This window comes from Ornithinibacillus salinisoli, from assembly GCF_042684965.1.
GTDB classification, from domain to species: domain Bacteria; phylum Bacillota; class Bacilli; order Bacillales; family Amphibacillaceae; genus Ornithinibacillus; species Ornithinibacillus salinisoli.
Window position 1 is genome coordinate 212018 of the sequence record NZ_JBHUMI010000016.1, and the last position, 20703, is coordinate 232720.

Annotated in this window: 19 protein-coding genes and 1 other annotated feature; of the genes, 17 read left to right on the forward strand and 2 right to left on the reverse strand. The window is 34.7% G+C overall.

What is annotated here, in order from left to right; translation table 11 throughout:
* Window positions 1-29: 29 nt before the first annotated feature.
* Entirely contained in the window at window positions 30-1313 is a 1284-nt protein-coding gene (locus tag ACFSTA_RS11635; protein ID WP_377556870.1) for a replication-associated recombination protein A, read from the reverse strand.
* A 163-nt stretch (window positions 1314-1476) separates the two neighbouring features.
* Here ACFSTA_RS11635 and cymR point away from each other — a divergent pair, with 163 nt between their 5' ends.
* The 15 genes from cymR (at window position 1477) to greA (ending at window position 16337) form a co-directional block, all read left to right on the forward strand.
* On the forward strand, window positions 1477-1899 hold the full coding sequence (gene cymR / locus ACFSTA_RS11640) for a cysteine metabolism transcriptional regulator CymR (protein ID WP_377556871.1): 423 nt from the start codon (window positions 1477-1479) through the stop codon (window positions 1897-1899).
* A gap of 20 nt (window positions 1900-1919) precedes the next feature.
* Window positions 1920-3062 carry a cysteine desulfurase family protein gene (locus tag ACFSTA_RS11645; protein ID WP_377556872.1) on the forward strand — a complete coding sequence of 381 codons (1143 nt, stop codon included), beginning with the start codon at window positions 1920-1922 and terminating at the stop codon, window positions 3060-3062.
* Window positions 3063-3078: 16 nt separating this feature from the next.
* Complete coding sequence (mnmA, locus tag ACFSTA_RS11650; protein WP_377556873.1) at window positions 3079-4191, forward strand: tRNA 2-thiouridine(34) synthase MnmA; 1113 nt, start codon at window positions 3079-3081, stop codon at window positions 4189-4191.
* 61 nt (window positions 4192-4252) lie between these two features.
* Window positions 4253-4921 carry a tetratricopeptide repeat protein gene (locus ACFSTA_RS11655; RefSeq protein WP_377556874.1) on the forward strand — a complete coding sequence of 223 codons (669 nt, stop codon included), beginning with the start codon at window positions 4253-4255 and terminating at the stop codon, window positions 4919-4921.
* Between the two features lie 18 nt (window positions 4922-4939).
* A complete protein-coding gene (recD2, locus tag ACFSTA_RS11660) occupies window positions 4940-7264 on the forward strand; it encodes an SF1B family DNA helicase RecD2 (protein WP_377556875.1) in 2325 nt (774 codons plus the stop codon).
* Window positions 7265-7466: 202 nt separating this feature from the next.
* Window positions 7467-7655, forward strand: coding sequence for a hypothetical protein (locus tag ACFSTA_RS11665; protein ID WP_377557373.1), 189 nt, complete (start codon window positions 7467-7469; stop codon window positions 7653-7655).
* A 48-nt stretch (window positions 7656-7703) separates the two neighbouring features.
* A complete protein-coding gene (locus tag ACFSTA_RS11670) occupies window positions 7704-8771 on the forward strand; it encodes an AI-2E family transporter (RefSeq protein WP_377556876.1) in 1068 nt (355 codons plus the stop codon).
* A gap of 43 nt (window positions 8772-8814) precedes the next feature.
* Window positions 8815-9024, forward strand: a binding site (T-box leader).
* A 51-nt stretch (window positions 9025-9075) separates the two neighbouring features.
* On the forward strand, window positions 9076-11718 hold the full coding sequence (alaS, locus tag ACFSTA_RS11675; RefSeq protein WP_377556877.1) for an alanine--tRNA ligase: 2643 nt from the start codon (window positions 9076-9078) through the stop codon (window positions 11716-11718).
* Window positions 11719-11817: 99 nt separating this feature from the next.
* Complete coding sequence (locus ACFSTA_RS11680) at window positions 11818-12087, forward strand: IreB family regulatory phosphoprotein (RefSeq protein ID WP_377556878.1); 270 nt, start codon at window positions 11818-11820, stop codon at window positions 12085-12087.
* Window positions 12088-12504, forward strand: coding sequence for a Holliday junction resolvase RuvX (gene ruvX / locus ACFSTA_RS11685; RefSeq protein ID WP_377556879.1), 417 nt, complete (start codon window positions 12088-12090; stop codon window positions 12502-12504).
* 13 nt (window positions 12505-12517) lie between these two features.
* A complete protein-coding gene (locus tag ACFSTA_RS11690) occupies window positions 12518-12808 on the forward strand; it encodes a DUF1292 domain-containing protein (RefSeq protein ID WP_377556880.1) in 291 nt (96 codons plus the stop codon).
* 353 nt (window positions 12809-13161) lie between these two features.
* Complete coding sequence (gene mltG / locus ACFSTA_RS11695) at window positions 13162-14280, forward strand: endolytic transglycosylase MltG (protein WP_377556881.1); 1119 nt, start codon at window positions 13162-13164, stop codon at window positions 14278-14280.
* An 82-nt stretch (window positions 14281-14362) separates the two neighbouring features.
* On the forward strand, window positions 14363-14998 hold the full coding sequence (locus tag ACFSTA_RS11700; RefSeq protein WP_377556882.1) for an O-methyltransferase: 636 nt from the start codon (window positions 14363-14365) through the stop codon (window positions 14996-14998).
* A 22-nt stretch (window positions 14999-15020) separates the two neighbouring features.
* Window positions 15021-15659 (forward strand): uridine kinase, encoded by a 639-nt coding sequence (udk, locus tag ACFSTA_RS11705; RefSeq protein ID WP_377556884.1) that lies wholly within the window; start codon window positions 15021-15023, stop codon window positions 15657-15659.
* A gap of 201 nt (window positions 15660-15860) precedes the next feature.
* Window positions 15861-16337, forward strand: a complete 477-nt coding sequence (gene greA, locus ACFSTA_RS11710) for a transcription elongation factor GreA (protein ID WP_377556885.1) — start codon at window positions 15861-15863, stop codon at window positions 16335-16337.
* 43 nt (window positions 16338-16380) lie between these two features.
* Here the strand turns inward: greA and ACFSTA_RS11715 are convergent, their stop codons facing one another.
* The gene (locus tag ACFSTA_RS11715) at window positions 16381-17799 is read right to left on the reverse strand and encodes a zinc ribbon domain-containing protein (RefSeq protein ID WP_377556886.1); all 1419 of its coding nucleotides are present in this window, start codon (window positions 17797-17799) and stop codon (window positions 16381-16383) included.
* Window positions 17800-18339: 540 nt separating this feature from the next.
* On the opposite strand from ACFSTA_RS11715, the gene ACFSTA_RS11720 reads away from it, so the two are divergent.
* Window positions 18340-19470, forward strand: a complete 1131-nt coding sequence (locus tag ACFSTA_RS11720) for an AAA family ATPase (protein WP_377556887.1) — start codon at window positions 18340-18342, stop codon at window positions 19468-19470.
* A 49-nt stretch (window positions 19471-19519) separates the two neighbouring features.
* Window positions 19520-20695, forward strand: a complete 1176-nt coding sequence (locus ACFSTA_RS11725) for a CpaF family protein (protein WP_377557375.1) — start codon at window positions 19520-19522, stop codon at window positions 20693-20695.
* Window positions 20696-20703 lie beyond the last annotated feature (8 nt).

The window sequence follows — 20703 nt, forward strand, 5'->3', positions numbered from 1 at the left end:
CAATAATAAGTGGAAAAGAGTATTCAACGCTATTGTTGTTTCTCTTTATCCTTTTGTATTTTTTCGTAAACTTGTTTCATAGCTTTTTCGAATTTACCTGTGCCTTTTGGATGATAGTATTGTTTGTTTTTTATAGAGTCAGGTAGATATTGTTGACTTACCCATCCATTCTCATAATTATGTGGATATTTATACTCTACTCCACGTCCTAGCTTTTTAGCACCTTGATAATGTGAATCTTTTAAATGGAGTGGTATTTCCCCACTTTTACCATGGCGAATATCAGCTAATGCCGCATCTAAAGATTTATAAGCGGTATTCGATTTAGGGGAGAGACAAAGTTCAGTAATAGCAACAGCAAGTGGAATTCTAGCCTCAGGAAATCCTAACCGTTCAGCAGCTTCAACAGCTGCAACAGCTCGGGGTCCTGCCTGTGGATTAGCTAAACCGATATCCTCGTAGGCGATAACAATCATTCTGCGTGCAATACTATCTAAGTCGCCAGCTTCAATTAATCTACCTAAATAATGTAGGGCTGCATCGACGTCACTTCCTCTAATTGACTTTTGAAATGCAGACAGTACATCGTAATGAGCATCACCATCTTTATCATGTGAAAAACTCTTCTTTTGCATGCACTCTTCAGCTGTTTCCAAGTTTATAATAATTTGTCCTTTATCATTTTTAGGGGTAGATGAAATAGCCAATTCTAAACCATTTAATGCAGAACGCATATCGCCACCTGAGCTATTAGCAAAGTGTTCGATAGCTTCATCCACCAGTATGATCTCCTTTTCACCAAGTCCATTTATTTCATCTGTTATTGCCCTATGTAATGCAGTTATTACATGGTCAACCGTTAATGCATGTAATTCAAAAAGATGGCATCTACTTCTAATAGCTGGATTAATTGCATGATATGGATTACTAGTTGTGCAACCTATCAGGGTGATTAGATTACTCTCTAAATGGGGTAATAGAAAGTCTTGCTTTGCTTTATCTAAGCGATGCACTTCATCAAGAATCAATACAATATGACCAGTCATTTTTGCTTCCTCTACAACAATTTCCATATCTTTCTTTTTATCAACTACTGCATTTAATAGTTTTACTGGTAACTGGAGGCTTTTAGCTAAAGCAACCGCCATGGAAGTTTTACCAGTTCCGGGTGGACCAAATAGAATCATGGAAGCTAATTGCTCAGCTTTAACCATACGGTTAATAATTTTTCCTTCTCCTACTAAATGTTCTTGTCCGATAATTTCCTTGATATGAGTTGGTCTCATACGATAAGCTAATGGTTGCTGTTTCATAAATATCTTCCTTTATAAATAATAGTCTACTAATTCAGCGTAAGCTTGAAATGGATAAAATGCAAGAGACTAATATTTCATGCTATAATACCATGTATTAAAAACTTTGGTTTCGATATGTTATATTTATAAGGAAAAATGTAGTTATTAGGGGAGTATGAAGATGAAAATATCTACGAAAGGCCGTTATGGCTTAACAATAATGATTGAACTAGCGAAAAAATATGGGGATGGACCTACTCCATTAAAAGTGATAGCTAAAGACAATGATCTTTCAGAGCATTATTTAGAACAACTTGCAACTCCTTTACGTAATGCAGGGTTGATTAAAAGTGTTCGTGGAGCATATGGAGGTTATATGCTGCCAAAAGATCCGAAAGAAATTAGCGCAGGTGACATTATTCGAGTTCTTGAAGGACCAATTACACCTGTAGAAGGTATTGAAGATGAAGAGCCTGCGAAACAACAATTATGGTTAAGAATCCGTGATGCAGTGAAAGATGTATTAGATACTACTACATTAGAGGACTTAATAAATCATGATAATGATGACTTAGTACAAGATGCATATATGTTTTATATTTAGTTGAAAGAAGGGAACGAATCATGGAACACATATATTTGGATCATGCTGCAACAACACCGATGGATCAACGGGTTATTGATACCATGTATCCAATATACAGCGAAGTCTTTGGAAATCCATCAAGTGTACATTCTTTTGGTAGGAAAGCAAGGCAATTATTAGATGAAGCTAGACGAATCTTAGCTAAAAGCATACATGCCAATGAAAAAGAAATTATTTTTACTAGTGGTGGAACAGAAGCAGATAACTTAGCTTTAATTGGTACAGCAAAAGCTAATAAACATAATGGTACTCACATTATAACGACAAAACAAGAGCATCATGCTGCTCTTCATACTGCGGAATACTTGGAAAAAGAAGGTTTCGATATAACGTATTTAGCCGTAAATGAAGATGGAAAGATTAACCTTGAAGATTTGAAAAATGCGTTAACGGATGAAACCATTTTAGTTTCTATCATGTATGTAAACAATGAAACTGGTGTTATCCAACCTATTCAAGAAGCTGCAGCGTTACTACGTGAGCATCAAGCATATTTCCATACAGATGCAGTCCAAGCTTATGGCTTATTAGATATAGACGTAAAAGAAATGGGAATTGACTTGCTTACAGTTTCTGCACATAAGATTAATGGACCAAAAGGGATAGGTTTTTTATATGTAGGTGAAGATGTAAAAGTAAATGCATTGCAATTTGGTGGTGAACAAGAACGAAAACGTCGACCAGGAACGGAAAATGTAGTTAGTGCTGTCGGATTCCAAAAAGCAGTAGAATTAGCGATAGAACATAAAGAATCTCGAAGAAAAGAATATCAGCAATTTAAAGATTTATTCCTATCCATATTAAGCGAGGAAGGGATTTCCTTTCAATTGAATGGGAAGTTAGAAGACACTGTTCCAGCAATAGTCAATATTAGTTTCCCAGGTACAAATGTTGAAACCCTTTTAACTAATTTTGATCTATCAGGAATTGCAGCCTCAAGTGGAAGTGCATGTACAGCAGGTTCCATAGAGCCTTCACATGTATTGTCTGCGATTTACGGTGAAAATAATGAATGTACTACTAATTCTATTCGATTTAGTTTTGGTATATTTAACACGAAAGAAAATATAACAGATGCAGCTAACAGAGTATCAAAAATTATAAAACGGTTAACAGCGTGAAAAGGTGGTGGACAACATGAATAATAATCAAAATACACGAGTTGTAGTTGGAATGAGTGGTGGTGTCGATTCTTCCGTTGCTGCTTTACTATTAAAAGAGCAAGGATATGATGTTGTCGGTATTTTTATGAAAAACTGGGACGATACGGATGAATTTGGAGTATGTACAGCTACAGAAGATTTCGATGATGTCGTTCGTGTTTGTAATCAATTGGATATCCCATATTATGCGGTGAATTTTGAAAAGCAATATTGGGATAAAGTATTTACTTACTTTTTAGATGAGTATAAAGCAGGAAGAACACCAAACCCGGATGTCATGTGTAATAAAGAAATCAAATTTAAAGCATTTTTAGAGCATGCACTGTCACTTGGAGCTGATTATTTGGCAACAGGGCACTATGCACAAGTACGTGAAAATAATGGTGAATTTGAAATGCTACGTGGTGTTGACGATAATAAGGATCAAACATACTTTTTAAATCAGCTCTCTGAAGACGTCCTACAAAAAGTGATGTTTCCATTAGGGCATCTACCAAAATCAAAAGTAAGAGAAATAGCAAAGGATCGTGGACTAGTTACAGCAACTAAGAAAGATAGTACTGGAATTTGTTTTATTGGTGAACGTAATTTCAAAGAATTTCTGAGTGAATATTTGCCAGCACAACCTGGAGAAATGCAAACGTTAGATGGTATAGTAAAAGGGCGTCATGATGGATTAATGTATTATACCATTGGTCAACGACAAGGCTTGGGTATTGGTGGAGCAGGCGATCCATGGTTTGTAGTGGGGAAAAATTTAAACGAGAATATCTTATACGTTGAACAAGGTTATCACAACGAAAAATTATACTCAGATGAATTAACTGCTGCAGATATAAACTGGATTAATCCCGATAAAATTAACAAGACCTTTGCATGTACTGCAAAATTTCGTTATCGTCAACAAGATAGTGGAGTTACAGTCCATTTATTAGATAACGGAAATGTAAAAGTTGTTTTTGATGAAAAACAACGAGCTATCACCCCAGGACAAGCAGTTGTTTTTTATGATGGTGATGTGTGTCTTGGTGGAGGAACGATTGATGAAGTTATTAAGGATCAAAAAGCGCTAGATTATGTAGGATAAATACTGGGGATCACGCTAATAACGTGATCCTTTTTACAAAGATCATGCAAGGAGTTTACAGATGGATAAAAACACAAAAGCAATTCAATTAATGAAAGAAAACAAATATGAAGAGGCAGCTAGTATTTTTCATGAAGTTATTCAAGAAGAACCCAATGATCCACTTGGTTACATTAATTTTGGAAATTTGCTATTACATGTAAAGGACCAAGAGCGAGCGAAACGATTTTATGAAAAGGCAATTGAACTAGATAAAAATGCTGCTACAGCCTATTATGGGTTAGGTAATTTATATTTTGAACAAGCGATTTTTCCAAAAGCGCAAGCTAATTTTCAACAAGCAATTGAATTAGGATTAGAAGAGGCAGACGTTTACTTTATGCTAGGAATGACGTTCCAACATCAGGAACATTATAAGTTAGCATTACCATACTTACTCCGTGCAACGGAGCTTGATGAGAATGATATTGAACTACACTTTCAATATGGTCTAGCTTTAGCTCAAAGCGATCTAATCACGGATGCAAAAAAAGTATTTCAACACGTATTGGAGAAAGATAATGAACATAGTGACGCCCATTATAACTTGGGTGTAATTGCTTTATATAATGATCAAGTCGAAGAAGCACGAGACCATTTTGAGGAAGCGCTAGCCATTCAACCTGAGCATGTATTAGCAGCAAATGGGAAGAAGCAGCTCGATCAATTATTAAAAGAAAAAGAACAGTAAGACAGTGGGGTCGTTAAAATGGAAACAGGTACTGGGGAAAAAGAATATATCAAAGGAGAACTTCTTTATACGATTTTTCAAAATGAAGTAGAGCATTTTTCGATCGTAAAGTTAAAAATCCATGATACTAATACGGACTATAAAGAAAAGGAAATCGTGGCCAAGGGGTATTTTTCCAGCCTTCTGGATGGAAATGCTTATTATTTTTATGGCCAATTTGAAAAGCATCCAAGATATGGAACCCAGTACCATGTAACATCCTACCAAACCTATGTACCTGATACGAAAGATGGTCTGGTAGCCTATTTATCTAGTGATTTGTTTTATGGAATTGGAAAAAAGACAGCACAAAAGATTGTTAATCATTTAGGAGATCAAGCTGTATCAAAGATTCTTAATGACAAAGATGCATTAGCATCTGTACCAGGACTTAAGAAAGAAACAGCTGATAGTCTTGTGAAGCGATTACAGGAAAATCAAGGTTTTGAGCATGTAGTTGTCCATCTATCGAAGTATAATATCGGACTAAAAACCGCACAGAAAATATATGAAGTTTATCACGAGGAAGCGACTAAAGTTTTACAAGAAGATCCATACCGGTATGTTTTTGATATTGATGGATTTGGCTTTCAAACTGCTGATGATATAGCGAGAAAGAATGGTCTATCGTTAACACATCCAAATCGTATTGGTGCTGGTTGTATATATGTTTTACAAAAAAGTATTCAAGATGGGCATGTGTATTTGCCGATAGAGGAATGCATAGGACAGGTTATCCAGTTATTACTAAATCCTGAACAATCTCTAGACCAAGCATCGATTAGTTCTCGGTTAGAAGAATTGAATAAAGAAAAAACTGTAATTCTTCAACAAGGTAATGTATATTTGCCGTCACTATATTATGCTGAAGACGGTTTTGCTTCACATGTGAAGCGGTTATTATCTAATGAGGTAGAAGATGATACCACAATGGCAGAGCTGATGAAAATAATTGGTCAAATTGAAGAGGAAGAAGTCCTAAGCTATGGTAAAGAGCAGTTCCATGCGATTAATCAAGCTTTACACTCCAAACTAATGATCTTAACAGGAGGTCCTGGGACAGGTAAAACTACTGTTATTAAAGGAATTATTAAAGCGTATGGAGTCATTCATAGTCTTTCTATCGATCCAACAGATTATGATAAGAAATCGGATTTCCCATTCGTGTTAACTGCACCTACTGGACGAGCGGCTAAGCGTATAAATGAATCTACCGGATTACCTGCTGTTACCATTCATCGATTATTAGGGTGGAATGGGAGTGATGGGTTTGAAAAAGATGAACATGAACAATTATCTGGAAAAATATTAATTATTGATGAATTTTCAATGGTCGATATATGGTTAGCGAATCATTTATTTAAAGCTATACCGGATGATATGCAGGTCCTTGTTGTTGGTGATGAGGATCAACTGCCCTCGGTCGGACCAGGGCAAGTTCTTACGGATTTGTTGGAAAGTGCAATTATTCCAACCGTTAGTTTACATGAAGTATACCGTCAGAAGGAAGGCTCTAAAATTATCCAATTAGCCCATTCGATTAAAAATGAATCTTTTCAAATAGATTTACTACATAACGATACGGATTTTAGTTTTATTAATTGTAGAGAACATCACGTTATTGAGGTTATTACTAAAGTCTATAAAAAAGCTATGGATAAAGGTATTGACCTAATGGATATACAAGTTCTAGCTCCAATGTATCGTACACAAGCTGGTATCACGATGATTAATAAAGCGTTACAGCAATTAGTGAATCCGAAGACATCGAAGAAACGCGAAGTAAAGGTTAATGATTCCATATTTCGTATTGGTGATAAAGTGATTCAGCTTGTAAACCAACCTGAGGATGGGGTCTTTAATGGTGATATAGGTGAAGTGGTAGCTATATTTGAAGAAGATGAGAACACGGATCATGTTGAGCAGCTTGTCGTATTATTTGATGATAAAGAAGTAGTATATGAACGAAAAGATTATATTAATCTCATGCTTGCCTATTGTATTTCCATTCATAAATCACAAGGTAGTGAGTTTCCCATTGTCATTCTACCCATTGTTTCAACCTATTATCGCATGTTACGTAAGAACTTATTATACACTGCTATTACGAGGGGAAAGCAATCCTTAATTATTTGTGGTGAAACGAATGCTTTGATGAGAGGGATACGAACACAAGATACAAATAAACGTTTCACTTCGTTAAAGGAGCAGTTGACAGATCGAATAAGTGATGAATCCAACATTCTTCAACAAAAGCAGGAGAATGAAGAAGATGAGGATATTTCACCGTACGATTTTATGTGATAATGTATAATTTATTAATTATCGGTTAGCATAACATAATATCTTAGCAATAATAGAGGTTGTTCAAAAAGTCTGGTAAAAATGACACATCGAATTTCTTCGTTGGCTTGTTTCTGCGTTGCTCATAACTACACCGCCTCGAAATTTTCGGTCCTTTTCATCCTATTTTTGAACACACAATAATAGGGGAGATATTATGTTGATGCAATGCCCAAACTGCAATGGAAAGGATATTGGAAAAATAGGTTCCCAACAGTTCTACTGTTGGAATTGCTTTATTGAGATGTCGATTACAGGGGATGAATTGACAGTACATCAAGTAGAGGCTGATGGTTCTTTGAGTTCTTTAGATGATTTATTTACGGATGATGAAAGAAAGTTAAATTGGTAATCCTTAGTGTAATGCAAAGACTATATTTATACTAAGGAGAGGTCATCTATGTTTCTGCAAAAAAAGCCAATAAACTTTCTGTATTGGATTATTTCAGGTATATTATTATTTTTATTTATTTACTTACTAGTGAAGTTATTTCCATTTTATCACGCCTTTTTCACCTTTGTATTACAGCTCTTTTCACCATTTATTATTGCTTGCTTAATCGCATACTTACTTTTTCCAATAGTAAAAAAACTCCATCAGTATAATATCCCCAAAAGTATTGCAGTTCTATTGATTTATATTTTGTTTTTTGGTGGAGCTGGATATTTAATTTATCGCATATATCCTGTCGTTGTTCATCAATTACATGATTTAAATGAGTATTTACCCCAATTGGTTGAAATGTATCAAGGTTTCATTTATCAAATATATGATTCTACATCCTTTTTACCTGAAAGGGTACATGATAAGATAGATGGAATTATTGCTAATATTGAAACGTATATAGAAGGAATTATTGGCAATGTAATTGGTGGTATAACACGGGTGTTTGATATGATTGTTATAATCACGGTCATTCCAGTACTCGTTTTTTATTTTTTAAAAGATTACACAAAAATAAGAAGTTATTTAAAAGGTTTTATCCCGAAGAAGTATCAGCAGCAATCAAGTAGATTAGTGCAAGCGATTGATAAAAGTCTTGGAAATTATATACGAGGGCAGTTAATAGTTTGTCTCTTTGTCAGTTTAGCATCATATATTATTTTTCATTTTTTAGATTTAAAATATGCCTTATTACTGGCTATAATCATGGGGCTAACTAACATAATCCCTTATTTCGGACCCATTATCGGTGCGATTCCAGCTATTGGTATTGCACTTACGCTTTCCGGAAACCTTGTGTTTTTTGTTATTATAGCGATCTTTGTCATTCAATTAATTGAGAGTAACTTATTACAACCGTATATTGTTGGTAAGAGTGTTGCGATTCATCCAGTTGCAATTATATTTGCACTACTTCTCGGCGGTAAACTAGGAGGCGTACTTGGGATGATAGTTGCTGTGCCATTACTTACAATATTAAAAGTAATTACAAAACATATTGTTACTATCAGTCGTGATCGTTGACTTTTTTTAAAAAATTATCTATAATATCGCATAACATCATATCGTTAATATGTTGAAGGTAAAGAGTACATGGAATTCGATTTTTCAGAGAGGGATTTTCATTAGGCTGAAAAAAATCCTAAATAAGAGCCATGGAAAGCTAGACTGGAGTGCGGCTAATACCCGTCGGTTTCAAACCGTTACCATGATCAAGTGATGAACATTTAATAATTGTTCATAATTAGGGTGGTACCGCGAATATCTCGTCCCTGCAGTAGAGCAGAGAGGGGATTTTTTTATTTGTAAAAATAATGGAGGGTGAAAAATGAAACAATTAACTTCAGCGCAAGTTAGACAAATGTTTATAGACTTTTTTAAAGAGAAAGGACATCGTGTTGAGCCAAGCGCATCACTTGTGCCTATGGATGATCCAACATTACTTTGGATCAATAGTGGAGTGGCAACACTAAAAAAATATTTTGATGGTCGAGTGATCCCAGAGAACCCAAGAATTGTTAATGCACAGAAATCAATACGAACAAATGACATCGAGAATGTAGGTTTTACAGCAAGACACCATACGTTTTTCGAGATGCTAGGGAATTTCTCTATCGGTGATTATTTTAAAAAAGAAGCGATTGAATGGGCTTGGGAATTTTTAACGAATGAAAATTGGATCGGATTTGATCCGGAACGATTATCTGTAACCGTCCATCCTGAAGATGATGAAGCATATGATATTTGGCTTAACAATATGAATATACCAAAAGAAAGAATTATTCGATTAGAGGAGAACTTTTGGGATATTGGTGAAGGACCGAGTGGACCAAATACGGAGATTTTTTATGATCGAGGTGAAAAGTACGGAAATGACCCAAACGATCCGGAGCTATATCCTGGTGGCGAGAATGAGCGTTACTTAGAGATATGGAATCTAGTCTTTTCCCAATTTAATCACAATCCAGATGATACGTATACACCACTTCCAAAGAAAAATATTGATACTGGAATGGGACTTGAACGTATGGTATGCGTAATCCAAGATGCTCCAACAAACTTTGAGACGGATTTATTTATGCCGATCATACAAAAAACGGAGAAACTTACGTCAACTCCTTATGGTAAAGATAAAGATAGTGATACGGCTTATAAAGTGATTGCAGATCATATCCGTACGGTGAGCTTTGCTATTAGTGATGGAGCACTTCCATCTAATGAAGGTAGAGGGTATGTTTTACGTAGATTATTACGTCGAGCTGTGAGATTTGCCAAAGAGATCGGCATTGAGAAACCGTTTATGTATGAATTAGTACAAACGGTAGGCGAAATCATGAAAGATTTCTATCCAGAGGTATTAAAACAAAAAGACTTTATTCAGAACATCATCAAAGTGGAAGAAGAGCGATTTCATGAAACGTTAAATGACGGATTAGAAATACTAACTTCGATTATGGACAAAGAAAAATCGAAGGGCAGTACGGTATTTCCAGGAGAAGAAGTTTTTCGTCTATACGACACATACGGATTCCCAAAAGAATTAACGGAAGAGTATGTTGAACAACAAGGGTTTAACATTGATGAAGAAGCGTTTCATAAAGAAATGGAAAAACAACGAGAGCGCGCTAGAAATGCTCGACAAAAAGTTGACTCTATGCAGGTGCAAGATGATATTTTAAGTACGATTGATGTAAAGAGTGAATTTGTTGGGTATCATACACTAGAAATAAAGACAACAATTCATGGCATTATAAGCGGAAAAGAAACGAAGCAATCAGCAAGTGTAGATGAAGAGGTTTTCGTTATTCTAGAAGAAACACCGTTTTACGCGGAAAGTGGGGGGCAAGTTGCTGACCACGGTTGGATCTATACTAGCACAGCTTCTGCGTATGTAGAAGATGTACAAAAATCACCAAAAGGAGATCACATTCATAAAATCCGTGTGAAGGATGGTGAATTTAAAGTTGGAGATCTTGTACAGGCAATAGTAGATAGCCAATTCCGTACATCGGTTATCAAAAATCATACCGCAACACACTTATTACATCAGGCTTTGAAGGATGTTCTAGGTACCCATGTAAACCAAGCAGGCTCATTAGTTACACCAGATCGATTACGCTTTGATTTCTCCCATTTTAGTGCAGTGGATAACGATGAACTACAACGAATAGAAAAAATAGTTAATGAAAAAATTTGGGATTCTATCGGTGTCGTTGTAGATAATAAAAAACTTGCTGAAGCGAAAGAAATTGGAGCAATGGCATTATTTGGAGAAAAATATGGTGACGTTGTACGTGTTGTACAAATAGATGATTATAGTATCGAATTATGTGGTGGATGTCATGTTCGAAATACTTCAGAAATTGGTTTGTTTAAAATTGTTTCAGAAGGTGGTATTGGTGCTGGCACAAGAAGAATTGAGGCAGTTACTAGTAAACAAGCATACAATTTCTTATCCAACAAGATGAATGTATTACAACAAGCTGCACAACTTGTCAAAACCAATGAAGAAAAACTACCAGAACGTATTGAGAGCTTGTTCCAGGAAATCAAATTAGTGCAAAAAGAAAACGAATCGTTACATGCTAAAATGTCCAATTTAGAAGCTTCGAATATTTTAGATCAAGTAGAAACTGTACAAGGTGTTAATGTGTTGGCTCAAAAGGTAACTGTGAAAGATATGAACCAGCTTCGTAATATGGTTGATGAATTAAAGCAAAAATTGGACGATGGAATTATTTTACTAGCAGCTGAAAATGATCAAAAAGTACAGCTCATAGCAGGTGTTTCGAAAGCGTTAATAGATCGAGGATTACATGCAGGTAATCTGATAAAACATGCCGCTCAAATATGTGGAGGCGGGGGCGGTGGTCGCCCTGATATGGCACAGGCTGGAGGAAAAGATCCTAGTAAAATTAATGAGGCTCTCACATATGTCAAACAATATGTAAAAGAGAATATAAATAGTTAATAGTCCCTTGTATATCTATCATGTATAAAAAGATATATTAAATCCATTAAACATGTTAGAATAATGAAAGAAGGGTAATAAACGGAATGAGGTGTCACGATGAGTTCGATTGATAAAACAATGAAGTTTAATTTTTCGGAAGAACCATTTGATCAAGACATTAAGGAAATTTTAATGACAGTACATGAGGCACTGCAGGAAAAAGGATATAACCCAATAAATCAAATTGTAGGCTATTTATTGTCAGGAGATCCTGCATATATACCTAGATATAAAGATGCTAGAAATTTAATCCGTAAAGTTGAACGTGATGAAGTAATAGAAGAGTTGGTAAAATACTATCTAGAGCAACAAAAAAAGGATAAATAAATGAAAATAATGGGTTTAGATGTTGGTTCCAAAACAATTGGGGTTGCAGTTAGTGATGAGTTAGGATGGACAGCTCAAGGAGTAACTACAATTAAATGGGATGAAAATGAAATAGAGTCAGCAGACGAACAGCTAAAAGAAATTATATCTGAGCATAAAATTGGGAAAGCTATTATCGGGTTACCCAAAAATATGAATGGTACAATCGGTGAACGCGGAGAGGCTTCTAAAGTATTTGCGAAACACATAGAAGATGTTCATCACGTACCAACCGTATTATGGGATGAACGATTGACGACAATCGCGGCTGAACGAGTTTTACTAGAGGCAGATATGAGTAGAAAGAAACGGAAGAAAGTCATTGATAAAATGGCAGCAGTTATGATCTTACAAGGTTACCTTGATCAAAAATTATAGAGGAGGATTTTTTATGGCTTTAGAAGAAAAGGAACGAATAATTATTCCTGATGAGAATGGTGAAGAGCACTTATTTGAAGTATTGTTTACATTTGATGTAGATGAAACCAATCACTCTTATATTGCTGTCGTGCCAGTAGAACAAAAAGATGATGAAGAAGTAGAAGTATATGCGTTTCGCTACGAAGAAAAGGAAAAAGATGATAATGATCTTTCCCTTTTTCCAATAGAATCTGATGAAGAGTGGGAAATGGTAGAAGAAATGCTAAATACATTAGCAGATGAAGAAGAACTAAATCAATAAACAGTCATATACAAATTAGCTGGTGTCTCAATGACATCAGCTAATTTCATGTTAATATGTATTTTAAAATCCTAGTCTCTAGTTCGATTCTGGATATTATTATAGAGGCTGCTATCATGCCGCAAAGCATTACTAGTGGATGAGCTAAAGGAAGTTATGTGAGTACGGTTGGCGGTAACTTGAGGAGCTATTTTAGTGGCTAAGTTAAACAAGTGGGTTATAGAGTCCAAATTATAACCACCGGTACTACCGGCGGATACCTACTATTAATGGTATTCCTTTCTTCCTTCATCTAACTCTAGCGTAGATGATATTTTTTTAGTATAATATACCGGATGAGAGGGGTATGTTGAATGTCTGATAAAAAAAAGACAAAAAAATATAGAGAAAATTTAATTGTGCGGGGAGAGGAAGCGAGAACTGTCCGTAAGGTTGTAGCAATTATAATTGTTTCTTTAATATTAATTCTAGTAGTTGGTGGAATTTCAGGGTATAACTATATTAAGTCTGGATTACAACCAGTTGACCCAGATAATGAGCAGGGTATCGAAGTTGAAATACCTTTAGGCTCATCTACATCAAGCATTGCTTCATTACTCGAGGAAAATGAAATAATTAAAGACTCACGTATTTTTCGATTTTACATAAAGTTTAAAAATGAATCTGGTTTTCAAGCCGGTGAATATACATTTACAAAATCGATGACGTTTGATGAAATTATAGAATCTCTAAAGAGTGGGCGTATTATTAAAGAGCCAGTTTATCGTGTTACGATTCCAGAAGGGTTGACTGTTGAACAAATTGCAGAAGTCTATGCAGATGCCCTACCTATTACAAAAGAAGAGTTTTTAGATAAGGTCAATGATACAGCATATGTAGAGTCGTTAATTGACACTTATCCTTCCATTTTATCCGAGGAGATACTACAGGAGGATATCTTAACACCATTAGAAGGTTATTTGTTTGCTGCAACATATGATTTTTATGAAGCAGAACCACCAATAGAGACGATAATTACAAATATGCTTGATAAAACGAGAGATGTCGTTTATTCCTACATGGACGGTATTAATGAAAAAGGATTTTCTATCCATGAGGCGTTAACGATGGCATCCATCGTAGAAAAAGAAGCAGTTACAGAAGAACAACGAAAGATCATATCAGGAGTTTTCTATAATCGTTTGGATGCAGGTATGCGTCTTCAAACAGATCCAACAGTGTTATATGCACTTGGTACGCATAAAGGAAGAGTGCTATTAACTGATACTGAAGTAGAATCACCGTATAACACCTATGTTATAGATGCACTTCCAATAGGTCCTATTTCGAATTTTTCTCAGAGTGCATTAGAATCATCTATATACCCAGAAGAAACAGATTACCTATATTTCTTGCATGATAGTGAAGGTAATATTCATTATGCAGAGACAAATGAAGAACATAATGAAAATAGAAGTAAATATATTAATTAAACTAGGGAAGGAAGTGTGAATTAAAAAATTCACATTTCCCGTTTTTTTGAATCGAAGACTAACATATAAAGAGGTTGTTAACATGGACGATCAGATTACAAATTATTTGTTAGACCTATTGCCTACAGATAATGGTTGGATTAAAGATTTGCAGCAACAAGCTGAAGAAGATAGGATACCAATTATGGATTCCATAGGGATGGAATTTCTTTTGCAGTTAATCCGACTCCAGAAACCGAAACGTATTTTAGAGATTGGTACAGCAATAGGTTATTCTGCCCTCCGCATGCTCGAAGTAAGTCCGAATAGTAACATTGTTACGATCGAAAAAGATGATAAGAGATATAAAGAAGCAATTGAAAATATTAATAAACGAAATAAGCATACTAATATACAGGTGATACATGGAGATGCGCTTGAAGAACTAGAAAAATTGTCACTTAGCGACAAATTTAATTGTATATTTATCGATGCTGCAAAAGGACAATACAAAAACTTTTTTGAACAATCAAGCCCATTATTAGCTGATAATGGATTTATTATTACGGATAATGTATTATTTAGAGGTTATGTTGCTGACCCTAATTTTGAACATCCAAGATATAAGAAGATGGTAGAAAAAATTAGAGCATTTAATGAATGGTTAATGAATCACTCAGACTATGTTACAACAATTTTGCCTATCGGGGATGGCATAGCAATTAGTTACAAAAAGTAAGAGAAAGGGGCCATAATTTGGTATGCGAGATAAACCAGTAGTAATTGGTGTTGCAGGTGGAAGCGGTAGTGGTAAAACATCTGTAACAAGGTCCATTTACAATCGATTTCCAGATAAAACGATATTAGTAATCGAACAAGATTATTATTATAAAGATCAAAGTCATTTACCTTTTGAAGAGAGATTAAATACAAATTACGATCATCCACTCGCATTTGATAATGATTTATTAATTGAACATGTACATGATTTATTACACCATACTTCTGTTGATAAACCTGTGTATGATTATAAATTACATACACGCTCTAATGAGGTTATAAAAGTAGAACCTAAAGATGTAATCATATTGGAAGGTATTTTAATTTTAGAGGATCCACGTTTAGTGGATTTAATGGATATCAAAGTGTTTGTTGATACAGATGCAGACCTTAGAATCATTAGAAGGCTTCTTAGAGATATAAAAGAGCGAGGAAGAACATTAGATTCCGTAATAGATCAATATTTAAATGCTGTTCGTCCCATGCATTTGCAATTTGTTGAACCAACAAAACGTTATGCAGACATTATTATTCCTGAAGGTGGTCAAAATCACGTAGCTATTGACTTAATGGCTACAAAGATTGAGCAAATATTAAAGAAGTATCAAACAAATAATTAACAAGAAACTATTGCGAATTTATAGAAAATCTGCCATAGTAATGAAAAGTAAACTTTTTAGATATAATGGTTGAGTCAAATCAGTATAAATAGTATCATACAATTTATACTGTTTATCTAATTTATTATGGTTCATTCAAAAACCTGTATCAGAGTTTGTAGTCACGCATGTGCGACTAGATAAAAAAGGAGTGTTTTTTTTATGGCAGTAGAGAAAAATTTTTATATGACACAAGAGGGGAAAGAGAAATTAGAAAAGGAATTATTGTACTTAAAAACGGAAAGAAGACAAGAAGTAGTAGAGCGCATTAAAGTAGCTCGTGACTTCGGAGACCTTTCTGAGAACTCGGAATACGATTCTGCAAAGGATGAGCAAGCGTTTGTTGAATCAAGAATTGCTCAAGTAGAAAAAATGATTCGGAACGCCGTAATAATTGAAAATGATAATGAAAATCCAGATATCGTATCCCTAGGTAAATCGGTTACTTTTCAAGAGTTACCTGATGGAGACGAAGAAACATATACGATTGTTGGTAGTGCAGAAGCAGATCCATTTGAAGGAAAGATTTCGAATGATTCACCAATGGCAAAAAGTCTTATCGGACATGAAGTTGGAGAAGAGATTTCTGTAGTAACACCTGGTGGCGATATTCAAGTAAAGATATTAAAAGTTGAATAAAGTTAAAATAGGTTATGCTGTAGGGCATAACCTATTTTTTAATTTAATCCAATTCATAGACAGGGTCATCTTCAAAAACAAAGAAATGTTTATTTTCATACTGATCCACTTTCCATTCATTTGCTTGTTCATCGAATAGTAAAACTACATTTACACCACGTTCATATTCATGCTCATTTTCACCTTCGAAAAGTCTGCCAAGTTTTCCATTTGGTTCATAGTAAGTGAACATGACATCTATGTCGAATACATATGCTCCAACTTCCTTATCATATTCTGGATCTTGATACCAGTCCAGACGATACTGTGCTTTTCGTAACGTTCCCTCATAATCAGGTAAATTCTCTTCGACATATTCTATTTGTTCTTGTAAATCTTTTACCATGTTGTCAGTAATGTTATCCATTAATATGGAAGCGTCACGTGCATTTAACGCTTCTGTATAGGTTGTAAATACATCATTTATAATATCTATAATTTTTTCTTCTTCTTGATCTGAAATGATTGATACTTTCTTCATTCTAATTTCACTTACATCTTCAGAAATCGTTTCTTTTTGACTTACGACAGTTTCCCAAGGCATTTCTTTTTCCAAATGTATTTCAATATCTTCACTGAGCGGAAAGGGGCCGACCACTTGGTTACCTTTATTAATGATAATATCTGTTTCTTGGTCATTTACAAATAATGTTGCTTCCTCTTCAAATGTCGAAACGATTCGGAATGTTCCAACATTCACCTGTAGTTCATGTCGTGATATATTATTTTCCATTTGGAATAACGTAACTTCTTGTTCATTTTCAGTCGTTGTATATGAATTATCAAACATAGCTTTTAAAAAATGTGTACCTGGCATGTATGGTCCGTACTTCTTTTCGTGAACCCCTTCTTCGGTTGTTGTATCTACTGTCTTTCCATCTATAATTAGATCTACACTATTATCTGTTGTATATACTTCGATAAAAGCTGGAATGACAACTAATTTATAATCATGAAACAGAAACCATTTTTTCTCACTTTTCTCTATCGTAATTGTTGCGTACAAATCTGAAGAGAGTGTATTTCCACCTTCTAGAGCTGCAGCCTTATTCTTTAATTCGTTAACTATTGTTTGAAGTGAACCTGGATTTTTTCGGAAAAAATCTACTAGGTTAGCTGTGCTTTCCTCATCGATTGTAAAGGAATCCTCATAAGGAGTTAATAATTTTGTTAACTCCTCTAGATTTTCATTCGAAATGGCTTCTTCAAAAGAGCTAATTTTATGTATCGGATCATACTTAGCGTTCCCAATAAAATAAAAGGTAATGAGGCCACCAACAAATAGAATTCCAATAGTTAACAACAACATCATGAATTTCTTAGGGAATTTCTTGGTATGAGTTTCTTTTACTTTATTTCCACATTCAGGGCAAAACTGAATATCTCTTGATGGAAATTTATAGCCACAGTTTCTGCATTTCAATCCTTTTCACTCCTAACGTCATATTCATACCATTAATCGTATCATAATGAGCAGAAAAAATGATGCAACTTTTTAACTATTTAAAAAAATAACACGATAATCCATGCGTGCGGTTCGTAATTAATAAAATGGAATTAAGAAATTTTCAGGGGTTAATTAGATTACATTTTGATTACATTAATGTTACATAATGATTAAATCTTGGGAAATATCAATCGAAAGTACTAGTCGTATGGGCCCTGTTGTTTTTTTGCTTCTTTTAGTTCTAATTTACCGATAATTACAAAATTATCTTTTCGATATTTTTCGTCAAATTCCTACGGGTGAAACTTCAATTAATACGAATGTTATTTGGTGATTTAGTTTTAATGTTCGCTTTTTATAGTTTCCGAAGTCATTTTTAATTCATATATCTTGAATTAAGTATATTTACATATGGAATATAGGCGAAATTTCCTGTTTTTGGGTATTCCTATTTATTTAAATTGTAATTTTAGTAAAATTTATAAAAGTATACAACAATAATGGTGGTGTTTTTCTTTGAAGAAGATTCGAATCGTAATTGCAGATACAAATAAAGAATATTTAGAATCACTTGGTGCCTATATGCGTACATCTAGTAACAGTAATCAATTTATTGTCACTTACTTTTCCAATAATGAGGCATTACAGGGATATATGGACCAAGGAGAAATTGTTGATATTTTACTTATCAGTCCTGAAATGAAGCTTCAAGAACTTCAAAATCTTGAAGACATGTTTGTAATTTTACTGGAGGATGATGTACTTGCAAGTTCAGGTCAATCGAGACCTTCAGTCTATCGATACCAGCGATTAGATCAATTAGTTGCGAATATATTAGGGTTATATTATGAGAACAATGAAGAGGCAGGAAAATTATTAGATCGAACGAATCAAACGACGATCATTTCCGTATATTCTCCAAATGGAGGTACTGGAAAAACAACGGTTGCTGTTAATTTGTGTAAGCAATTAGCTTTGCATGAATCGAAGGTTTTTTATTTGAATTTTGAAACATTTAATTCAACCAAGCTATTTTTAGCAAATGAGGAAGGAAATCCATCCTTGCAAATATATTACTATGTTAAAACGGCTTCGAATCAATTGCTCTCCAAAATTGAGCTATTAAAAAAACATGATCCTTATGCCATGGTAGACTATTTTGATATTGAAATAAATGCGGAGGAAATGCTCGAACTAACAAAATTAGATGTTAAAAACTTGATAAACGGTCTATTAGAAACAGGTGTTTACGATTATATTGTAATTGATTTGGATAGTACATTACATGTAAGGAATCGAACGGCGATGAATGAAAGTGATATGATCTTCTGGATTGTAGCGAATGACAATGTTGGCATTCTAAAAACGAGGTCCTTATTAGATGAGGAAGAAAAGCTTTTTGGAAGAGAAAACGTTATTAAGGATAAGATGTCAATGATTCTAAACAAGTTCAGCGGCAACCTCATAGGTGATTTCAACGAAATGGATCTAACGATAGATGGATATTTACCGTTCATCCATAGCTGGATGGAGCAGCAATCAAAAACAGATCTATTAGGTAATGATGCATTTAATCAAGAAGTTCAATCGATCATTAGAAGGCTAATTGTTACAGAGCGGGAAGGAATGAACAATAGTGGATTATGACAAGATTGTTAAAACATTAATCAAACAATTACGCGAAACGCTTGATTTAATGCACTCCATTTCTAACGATGAATTGATTGAATATGTTGAAGCTGCTGTTTTTGATTATGCAAAAGAAGAAAAGTTAAAATCCAATGAAATAAAGTATTTAGTGGAAAGAATTTTCAATGCTTTTAGAGGGTACGATGTTCTACAGCCTTTAATTGATGATAAGTCAATAACGGAAATTATGGTGAATAATCATAAAGAAGTGTTCATCGAACGTAATGGAGAGACAACAAAAGTCGGAATTGAGTTTGATAATGAACAAAAATTAGAAGATATCATCCAAGCGATTGTTTCTAGAGTAAATCGGGTTGTCAATGAGTCTTCACCAATTGTCGATGCGAGACTAAGTGATGGCTCTAGGGTTAATGTTGTTTTGCCACCTATTGCATTGAAGGGGCCAGTTATGACGATACGTAAATTCCCAGCTAACCCTCTAACAATAGAAGATTTAATTACGTATAAATCTATTTCACGAGAGGCTGCGAACTTCTTACAAAAACTTGTTGTTTCTAAATATAACATTTTTATTAGTGGTGGAACCGGTTCGGGTAAAACAACATTCTTAAATGTACTTTCCAACTTTGTTCCAACTGATGAACGAATCATTACTATTGAAGACTCAGCTGAATTACAAATTAAAAGTGTTCCTAACTTAGTTAGCATGGAAACAAGAAATGCGAACACAGAAGGAAAAGGAGAAATTACGATTCGTGATTTAATACGGACATCATTACGTATGCGGCCTGATCGAATTATCGTTGGTGAAGTTCGTGGCGCGGAAGCATTAGATATGCTACAAGCTATGAATACAGGTCATGACGGTTCCTTATCAACTGGTCACGCAAACTCAACAAAGGATATGTTAAGTAGGCTTGAGACGATGGTATTAAACGGAGCAGAGCTTCCGGTGAGCGTAATTCGAAATCAAATTAGCTCAGCAGTTGATATTATGATTCATCTTATGAGATTACGAGATAATACGAGAAAAGTTGTTGGCATTAGCGAGGTATTAGATGTTGAGGGTGGAGAGATTGTTCTTAACCCTATTTTTGAATTTGTTGAGGAAGGTGAGACCGAAGAAGGTGAAGTAATTGGTGAGTTACGAACGACCGGAAACTCTATCCTTAATAAATCAAAAGCACAGTTGGCAGGTATAACGGTAGGTAGTAGAGAATAGGCGGGGAT